This is a genomic window from Rhodosalinus sp. (genome assembly GCF_046542825.1).
In the GTDB taxonomy this organism is placed as follows: Bacteria; Pseudomonadota; Alphaproteobacteria; order Rhodobacterales; family Rhodobacteraceae; genus Rhodosalinus.
Genome location: NZ_JBKHAQ010000111.1, coordinates 1 through 9,114, shown reverse-complemented (window position 1 = coordinate 9,114; position 9,114 = coordinate 1). Strand labels below are relative to the sequence as shown.

7 protein-coding genes are annotated in these 9,114 nt (G+C 71.7%); 3 read left to right on the top strand and 4 right to left on the bottom strand.

The window, feature by feature from the left end:
- Window positions 1–692 (bottom strand): WecB/TagA/CpsF family glycosyltransferase (locus ACLFOB_RS12635; protein ID WP_410926292.1); only part of this gene is annotated, 692 nt, incomplete at its 3' end.
- Between the two features lie 338 nt (window positions 693–1,030).
- Here ACLFOB_RS12635 and ACLFOB_RS12630 point away from each other — a divergent pair.
- The 3 genes from ACLFOB_RS12630 (at window position 1,031) to ACLFOB_RS12620 (ending at window position 4,710) form a co-directional block, all read left to right on the top strand.
- The gene (locus tag ACLFOB_RS12630) at window positions 1,031–2,293 is read left to right on the top strand and encodes a glycosyltransferase family 4 protein (protein WP_410926291.1); all 1,263 of its coding nucleotides are present in this window, start codon (window positions 1,031–1,033) and stop codon (window positions 2,291–2,293) included.
- Window positions 2,290–3,255, top strand: a complete 966-nt coding sequence (locus tag ACLFOB_RS12625) for a glycosyltransferase family 2 protein (protein ID WP_410926290.1) — start codon at window positions 2,290–2,292, stop codon at window positions 3,253–3,255. The genes ACLFOB_RS12630 and ACLFOB_RS12625 overlap by 4 nt, the downstream gene beginning before the upstream one ends.
- 231 nt (window positions 3,256–3,486) lie before the next feature.
- Window positions 3,487–4,710, top strand: coding sequence for an exopolysaccharide biosynthesis protein (locus tag ACLFOB_RS12620; protein ID WP_410926289.1), 1,224 nt, complete (start codon window positions 3,487–3,489; stop codon window positions 4,708–4,710).
- Between the two features lie 10 nt (window positions 4,711–4,720).
- On the opposite strand, the gene ACLFOB_RS12615 is transcribed toward ACLFOB_RS12620, so the two are convergent.
- From ACLFOB_RS12615 to ACLFOB_RS12605, 3 genes are all read right to left on the bottom strand, one after another.
- On the bottom strand, window positions 4,721–6,040 hold the full coding sequence (locus ACLFOB_RS12615; RefSeq protein ID WP_410926288.1) for a chain-length determining protein: 1,320 nt from the start codon (window positions 6,038–6,040) through the stop codon (window positions 4,721–4,723).
- 138 nt (window positions 6,041–6,178) lie between these two features.
- Entirely contained in the window at window positions 6,179–6,886 is a 708-nt protein-coding gene (locus ACLFOB_RS12610) for a 4'-phosphopantetheinyl transferase family protein (protein WP_410926287.1), read from the bottom strand.
- Window positions 6,883–9,114, bottom strand: a 2,232-nt coding sequence (locus ACLFOB_RS12605; protein WP_410926286.1) for a MupA/Atu3671 family FMN-dependent luciferase-like monooxygenase, incomplete at its 5' end; no start/stop codon positions are given. The genes ACLFOB_RS12605 and ACLFOB_RS12610, both read right to left, overlap by 4 nt.

Here is a 9,114-nt window from a genome sequence, read left to right as displayed (position 1 = left end):
GCACGGGCCGCTTCCCCGGGCAGGATCGCGGCGCAGCGCGCGTAGCGGGGGCCAAGGCGTGCGGGGCTCGACAGCATCCGCCAGAGCCATTCCATCGCCACGGCCTGCATCCAGCGGGGGGCGCGCCGCTGCGTTCCGGCGAGAAAGTCGAGGCCCGCGCCGATGCTGGCGAAGCCGACCTGCGGCGCCAGACGGCGCCCCCGTGCCGCCAGCCGCTCCTGCTTCGGTGCGCCAAGCGCGAGAAAGGCCAGCCGCGCGCCGCTCTCGCGCACCTCCGCAAGCAGCGCGTCAGCGGCGGGGCTGTCGGGGTCGAAGCCCATCGGCGGCGCGATCTCGGCGGCAATTTCCAGCCCCGGCGCCGCGCGCTTCAACGCCGCGCCGGCGGCGGCGAGCGCCGGTGCCGTCGCGCCCACCAGCGCGACGGGCGCGCCCTCTTCCGCAGCGACCCGAGCCAGCGGGATCACCAAGTCCGACCCGGGCACAAGCGCCACGGGCCGCCGCGCCAGATGCGACAGCCACACCACCGGGTTGCCGTCGGCCACCACGATGTCCTGCGCCGCGTAGGCCTGTGCAAAGACGGCATCCCCGCGCAGCTTCACCAGATGGTCGAGGTTGATCGTGGCGAGCGCAAAGCCCCGGCCCGCGCGCAGCCGATCGCGCACGGCCGAAAGTGCCGCGCCGCGATCTGGCATGTTCACCCGCACCGTCCAGCCACCGGCCCCGATGAAGTCCACCCGTTCCTCCGCCTTGTCCGGCCCTGACCGATCCTTGCCCCGCTGCCGCCGCCCTGCCAAGGGACTGCTGCGAAATTGACAATTTCGCGCGGCATGACGGACGGGACCGGAAACGGCGTGGGCGCGGATGCGCCAGACGTCGACCGAGATGGAAGGGGCGACGCCCGCCGCGCCTTGCCCGGCCCTGACCGATCCCTTGCCCCGCTGCCGCCGCCCTGCCAGGGGACTGCTGCGAAATTGACAATTTCGCGGGGCATGACAGACAGAACCGGGAACGGCGTGGGCGCGGGGCGCGGATGCGCGATCAGACATCGACCGAGATGGAAACGGCGACGCCGGGCGTGTCGCGCCCGGCGGGGCCGGTCGCCTATGTCACCGGCGGTTACCCCAAGGTCTCGCACACCTTCATCCAGCGCGAGGTGGCGGCCCTGCGCGCCCTGGGTCTCGACATCGTGACCTGCACGATCCGCCGCCCGCCGCCGTCCGAGGTGGTCGGCGCGGCGCAACAGGCCGAGGCGGCGCGCACCTTCGGCGTGCTGGAGGCGGCCAAGAACCCGCTGCATCTGCTGGCGGCGCATGCCCGAGTCCTGGCCCGCAGCCCGGGGCGCTGGGCCGGGGCCGCCGCGCTCGCCTGGCGGGCGCGCAGCGACGGGTTGAAGGCCGGCCTCTGGCAGCTCTTCTATTTCCTGGAAGCCGCAGTGCTGGCCCGGCACCTGCAACGCACCGGCGCGGTGCATCTGCACGACCACTTCGGCAGTTCGAGTTGCACGGTCGCGATGCTGGCGGCGCGGATGGCCGGCCTTCCCTTCAGCTTCACACTGCACGGGCCGGACGTGTTCTTCGAGGCGCATCGCTGGCGGCTCGACGTCAAGATCGCGGAGGCGCGCTTCGTCGCCTGCATCAGCGCCTTCTGCCGGTCGCAGGCGATGCTGTTCTCGGCGCCCGAGGCATGGCCGAAGCTGCATATCGTGCATTGCGCCGTGGACCCGGACCGCTATGCCGCCGGCGGGCGGGACGGGTGCTCGCTGCTCTTTGTCGGCCGTCTGTCCGCGGCCAAGGGCGTGCCCATTCTGCTCGACGCGATGGCGGAGCTTGCCGTCAGCCACCCCGGCGCACGCCTTGCCCTGATCGGGGACGGCCCGGACCGTGCGGCGCTGCAAGCGCACGCAGTGCGGGCCGGGCTGTCCGATCGCGTGACCTTCGCGGGCTACCGCGACGAGCGGGGCGTGGCCGAGGCGCTGGCCGGCGCCGACATCTTCGTGCTGCCCTCTTTCGCCGAGGGGCTGCCGGTGGTGCTGATGGAGGCGCTGGCGGCGCGGTGCGCGGTCGTGACGACACGGATCGCCGGCATCCCGGAGCTTGTGCGCGACGGCGAGACGGGGCTGATCGTTCCGCCGGGCGAGGCGGGTGCGCTGGCCGGGGCGCTGGGGCGGCTGCTCGACGATGCCCCCCTTCGGCAACGGCTGGCCGAGGCCGGCCGCGCCGCGGTGGAGGCGGAGTTCAACCTCGCGCACGAGCCCGCGAAGCTGGCGTGCCTTTTCGCGGGGGACGCGCCGTGACCCTTGGCATCGTCCTCGTCGGTCGGAACGAAGGCGCGCGGCTGGTCCGCGCGCTCGCCGCGCTCGAGGGCGTGGAGGCGCGTGTCGTCTACGTCGATTCCGGCTCGACCGATGGCAGCGTGGCTGCGGCCCGCGCCGCCGGCGCAGAGGTGGTCGAACTCGACACCTCGCGCCCGTTCACCGCCGCACGGGCGCGCAATGCGGGCTTTGCGCAGCTCGAAGTCGGCGATGCTCCCGAGATCGTGCAGTTCATCGACGGCGATTGCGCGCTGGTGCCGGGCTGGCTCGAGGCCGGGCAAGCCGCCCTCGACGCCGATCCCGACCTTGGCCTTGTGACCGGGTGGAGATCGGAAATTCACCGCGATGCCAGCATCTACAACGCGCTCGCCGACGTGGAATGGCATCGTCCCGCGGGACCGATCACCGTCTGTGGGGGGGACGTGATGGTGCGTGCGGATGCCTTCCGCCAGATCGGCGGTTTCGACCCCGGGCTGATCGCCGGAGAGGACGAGGATTTCTGTCTGCGCCTCGGCGCTGCGGGCTGGAAGCTCCTGCGGCTCCCGCGCGACATGACCCGGCACGACATCGCGATGACGCGGTTCTCCGAATGGTGGCGGCGCATGGTGCGCGCCGGCCACGCCTTCGCCGAAATGGGGCGGCGGCATCCGGGGCACCTCGCCGCCGAGCGGCGGCGGGTCTGGATGAACATGGCCGCGCTGGCCCTGCTGGCCGGGGGGGCGCTGGCCGGCCTGTGGCCGCTCGTGGCGCTGGCGGCGGGCTTCTTCCTGCTGTCCTATCTGCGCACGGCGCACGGCCTGATGCGCGCGGGCCAGCCGCCGAAGGAGGCGGCGGCGCATGCGGGACTGCTGGTCCTGTCCAAGCTCCCCGGTTTTTGGGGCATGCTGACGTATTATCGCAGGGCGCGGGCGGGGCAGGACGCGGAGCTGATCGAATACAAGTGACGGCCGCGGTAGCGGCCTGGACCGTACCCGCGCAGCATCTATTGTTTCCATATCGCGAAATGACGCCAGAAGGGGCGCATTTCCGACAGATTTTCGGGGTGTACTGAGGCAGAGCAGGAAACGGTCCGAAGGACCGGACGGGGCCGCGACGACAAGAGTTCGCGCGCCCGGAGTGCGGAGCGTGCCGTGAACGAGCATGGTGACAACACGGGCGACGGAGGAACGGGTCGGATGAACACGCAGAACCGCTCTCTGTCCGATATCGCCGCGCGCAGCCAGACGGGGCTGCCACGCCGCGGGATGCGTACGGGCAAGGCGACACGCGGGCAGGCCGCGGACCGCGCCGCCCCCGTCTACACCTCTCGCCCGCCCGCCGCGAAGGCCACCGACGCGCGCCGCGAGGAGCTGCCGCAACACGCCCCGCTGCAGTGGCCCGAGGCGCGTGTCCCCGCGCCGCAAACGGACGCGCAGGCCGCCGCCGACCCGGAAGACAATGTTCCGCAAAGCGTCGCGGAGACGGACGCCCCGGCGCCGGCCGGCCGGGAGCACCCGTTCCCCGATCTGACTCCCGCGGCACCCGCCGTGCCGCGCGCAGGGGCGCCGGATTTCGACGCCGCGCCAGCGAGCCCGGCGGTGGCTTCGTCCGACGCCGCTGAAATCGCACCGCCGCACCCGCGACAGGATGCCGATCACACGGCACCCGAGGTCTTGTCGCCGGTCGCCTCCGTCGCTGCCGCCTGGGATGCGCTGAAGCAGGTGCCGCTGGATCCCGCTCATCTCGACCGGCATCGCATGATCAGCGCGCGGCGCGAGGATCCCTCGCACGCCGCCTTCGACGTGCTGCGCACGCGCCTGATGCAGGCGCTGGCCGACAACGGCTGGCGGAGGGTGGCGATCACCTCTCCGACCAAGAACTGCGGCAAGAGCTTCGTCGCGGCCAATCTCGCGCTGAGCCTGTCGCGGGCCTATACGCGGCGGACGCTGCTGATGGACATGGATCTGCGCAATCCCTCGCTGGCGAAGCTTCTGGGCGTGCCGGACCCCGGGCCGATCGGCGACCTGCTGCGCGGCAGGACCCGCCCGGACCTGCACATCCGGCGCTTTGCACAGAACGCGCTTGGCATCGGCCCGTCGCTGGCCTTCGGGCTCAACGACCGGGTCGAGCGCGATGCGGCGGAGCTTCTGCAGACGCCCGAGGCGACCGCGGCCCTCCGCCGGCTCGACGCGCTGCTGCGACCGGATGTCGTGCTCTATGATCTGCCGCCGGCGCTCTATCACGACGACGTGCTGGCCTTTCACGGGCAGTATGACGGCGTGCTGCTGGTCGTGGGCGGTGGCATCACGAAGCCCGAGGAGGTGACCGAGGTGTCCCGCCGGCTTGCCGATCACACGCCGCTGCTGGGCGTGGTGCTGAACCGCGCCGAGGGGCCCAGCATCCGCGACTACAGCTACTGAGGCACGTGCCTCAGCCCTGAGCCAGAGCCGGCAGGCGCTCTGCCAGGGGGCGCAGCGCGGGTATGTGCGACGATGCCATGCGCAACAGCGCGGGTATGCCAAGCGCGATCAGGACGAGCCCCAGCGTTCCCGCGATCCATCGGCGCCGCACTTCCCATCGCGTGCGCACGGTCGGAATCGTCACGACCGGGCTGATCTGCAGCGCCTTTTCGAGTTGCGCGGCGGTCCGGATCGCGGGATTCAGGAACTCGAGCAGGGCCACGACGATACCCGCGACCATGACGCTCGCGATTCCGCCCGCCATCGCCAGCGCGCGGCGGCTGCGCGAGACAGGGTAGTCCGGCGGAATCGCCGTTTCCAGCACCTCGAAGGTCTCCGCGTTCTGCCGGTCCTCCAGGATGCGCGTCATCTCTGCCTCGGCCCGCCGGCGGGTGACGATCTCGTATCGCTCCTGGACCTGGGCAAGCTCACGCGAGAGCGCGGCGTATGCCTGTTCGACCTGCGGCGCGCGCGCCAGCGTGGTCTCGAGTTCGGCGATTCGTTCGGACAGAAGGCGCTGCTGGTTCTGCAGAAGATCGCGTTGCCGGTCCACGACTTCGGCGCGCTGGCGCTCGCTGTCGGTCTCGAGCGCGATAAGCTCCCGTTCCACGTCCAGCTCCGCCTCGCGCAGGCTGGACAGCTGCGTGCGCAACGCGGCCAGGTTCTCCGGCAGCGCGGCGGCGTTTTCCTGCTTGAACGCGGAGATTTCCGCCTCGAGTTCGGCGATTTCGGAGGCCACGCGCCCCTCTTCCTCGACGAAGAAGGTCTCTGCCGTGCGCGCCTGTTCGATCAGGCCGCGGCGACCGGCAGCGACGATCGTGCCCAGCAGATCGTTGGCGACCGCTGCGGCGAGTTCCGGATCGCCAAGCCGCACCGTGATGATCATCCCCGCGGCCACGCGGGCATTGGGTCCGAAAGACGGCACGTCGGTCTGCATCTCCTCCAGCCCGACGGCGGCCCGGACCAGCCCGATCCTTTCCAGCATGGTCGCGCCGGGAACGTCGTCGAACAGATCGTATGTCTCGATCAGGGCGACCAGGTTGTCGCGCGCCAGCAGCCGGCGCTCGATCAGTTCGAGCTGGTCGGCCACGGCGGTGCGTGACGCGCCTCCGTCGGCTTCCTCGACCAGCGGGCCACGGACCTGCATGGCCGCGACCGCTTCGTAGGCACGCGGCTGGTTGAGGGCGAACCAGACGGAGGCGATACAGCCGCTGACGATGATGATCACGAGCAGCCAGAACCGCCTGCGGATCACGCTCAGCACCATATCCAGAGGGGCGAGACCAGTCATGACAACCTCCGGGACGCGACACCGTCAGTCGCGGCTTCCAGCGGCCCCACCGCGCCTGCATCTACCGTGCCTGCCACGAAAAGGCCATGAATTCGTTTCAATTCCGGCGGAAACACTGCGTTTCCGCCGGGGCGCGCGTCAACATGAACCACGCTGCAGGATGACGTCGTCCGAAAGGACCGCGACGGCAAGGACCATGCCTGTCGCGCGACCCAGACCTCCCCGAAGCCGATCGCCCGCGGCGAAAGGACCAAAGGGCACGTCAACGCGCGCCAGGAACCGGCCGGGCTGTGGAAACTGCACCGTGACCACGTCGAAGTCCAGCATCCGGCCGGTCAGCGGATACTGCGCCTTGAAGAGCGTCTCCTTGACCACGAACCGGTCGAGCGCACCGCGGCCCCGATCGTCCTCGGGCAAGCCCGCGAGATCGCTGATTTCCTCTTCGGTCAGCACGCCGGGCCAGAGATCGGGCGCAAGCGCCGCGTCGCGTTCGAGATCCACGCCCAGCGCCGAGACGGCGCCCTTGCGCGCCACGATCACGATGCCGCCGAGCGCGCAATGCGCGATGCTGCCCGCGATACCGTCAGGCCAGACCGGTGCGCGGCCCTCGCCCACGGGGATCGGCGCGGGCGGGATGCCCAGTTGCGCAAGCGCGGACCGCGCGGCTGTGCGCCCGGCTGCGAACTCCCGGCGTCGGGCGGGGACGGCACGGGCGACGGCCTCCGCCTCCGCCGCGTAGGCCCGGGCGTCACCATCGGGGCGAAAGCTGACGACTCCGGCGCCTTCGGGGGCGAATTGCCGGGCAAGCCGTTCCAGCGCCCCGAGGCGGTCGGCGGTGGCGATCATGCCCGCCTGCGGGCGCGCATCGCGCGGCGCCGCTCCATCGCGCGGGCGCGCTGCGCGTGGGGCTCGTTCGTGGGCGCCGGCGCGGACTGCGCCGCGGCGGGCGATGGGGCGGCGGGGGCGGCGAGCTTCCCGCCCGCCAGCTCCTCGACCCTTGCGGCCAGCGCGCCCAGCGTCGGGAAGCGGAAGATGTCGGTGATGGCAAGGCCCGCAACGCCAAGCTCCGCGCGGAGGTCGCGGTGCACCTGCACGGCCAGCAGCGAATGGCCCCCGAGGTCGAAGAAGTTGTCGCGCGGCCCGGGCTTGGGCACGCCCAGCACGCGCGACCAGATCGCGCCCACGCGGTCCACGGCCTCGCCTGCCGCCAGTGCCGGGCCGCCGGCTGTCCGCTGCGCCGTCGGCGCAGGAGCTTCGACGGCGGCGGCCGGGCCGGCGGGCGCGTCCGTAGCCGCAACGCGGCGCGGTGCAGGCACCGGCAGCGCCTTTCGGTCCACCTTGCGGTTGGGTGTCAGCGGGAAGGCCTCCAGCGTCACCACCCGGCCCGGCACCATGTGCGCGGGCAGGCGCGCGGCCAGGTGCGCGCGCATCGCCTCTTCCTCCACCGGCGCCGACAGGGTGACGTAGCCCACCAGCCGCTGGTCGCCCGGCGTGTCCTCCCGCGCGAGCACGACCGCCTGCCGCACGCCCTGCATCGCCTCCAGCGCGGCCTCGATCTCTCCCAACTCGATCCGGTAGCCGCGGATCTTCACCTGGTGGTCGGCGCGGCCGAGGAAGTCGAGCTTGCCGTCCGCGCGCCGGCGCACCAGATCGCCGGTGCGATACATGCGTCCCGCGCCGCGGAAGGGATCGGGGCGGAAACGCTCGGCGGTCAGTTCGTCGCGGCCCCAGTAGCCCCGCGTCACGCCCGCGCCGCCGATCCAGAGTTCCCCGGCGACGCCCACGGGCACCGGGCGCCGCGCCTCGTCGAGCACGTAGAGCGCGGTGTTGGCGATGGGCCGGCCGATGTTGACCACGCCCTCGTGCGGCGTGGCGGGTTCGGTCGCCGACCAGATGGTGGTCTCGGTCGGGCCATACATGTTGGTGATCGCGGCGCCCGTCAGCCCGGCCAGCTCGCGCACCAGCGCGCCGGGCAGCGCCTCTCCCCCGATCATCAGGTGCCGGACCTGGGCAAGCGCCGTGGCCGACTCCTCGTTCATCGCGATCATCCGCGCCATCGAGGGCGTGCATTGCAGATGCGTGACCCCGTGCCGGGCGATCTGCGCCGCGATGGAGTGGTCCTGCGCGCCTTCGTTCGCGCGGCGCAGCACCTCCGACAGCGGACCGAGCCCCTCCAGCACCTGCTCCACGGGGATGCCGTAGTCGATCAGGCAGGCGATCTCTCCCACGCCAATGGCGCGCAGTTCCTCCACCCGCGCCAGCGCATCCTCGACCGTGCCGAAGAGGCCCGAGTCCTCGAAATACCGCTGGAAGGCGAAGTCGAGGATCGCGTCCAGTTCCTCGTCCGTCAGCGTGCCGAGGTCGAGCTGCATGGGCGTCTCGACGCCCCTGGGCTTCTTGAAGGCCGGAAAGGCCCAGGCATAGTTCCTGATCAGCCCGGCGGCGGAGCGCAGGTAATCCTTCATTGGCTCGCGCGCGACCTCGCGGACCGCGTCGCGGTCGTGGCCCAAGTAGGTGTGCAGCATCAGCGTGACGGTGCGCGTGTCCGGATCGTGGCCCGCCTCCGTCAGCGCGTCGCGGTAAAGCGCGATCTTCTCGCCCACCTCCGCGATGCTCTGGCCCAGAAGATGCGTGAGCACATGGGCGCCCATGCGCCCCGCGTCCTTCCAGGTTTCGGGGTTGCCGGCGGTGGTGACCCAGATCGGCAGTTCCTGCGACACCGGGCGCGGCTGCGTGACGACGGCGTGCGTCGTGCCGTCCTGACGCGGAAAGGCCACCGCCTCGCCCGCCCAGAGGCGGCGCAGGTCGCGGATCGCCTCTGCCATGGCGGGCTTGTTGCCGGGCGGCGTGTTCTCGGGGCGCAGCACGAAGTCGTCGGGCTGCCAGCCCGACGCGATGGCCAGGCCCGCGCGCCCGTTGGTCAGGTTGTCGATCACCGCCCATTCCTCGGCGATGCGCGCGGTGTGGTGCAGCGGCGCGACGACGCTGCCCGCGCGCACGCCGATATTCTTCGTCACCGCCGCCACCGCCGCGCCCGTGACCGAGGGGTTGGGATAGGGGCCGCCGAAGGCGTG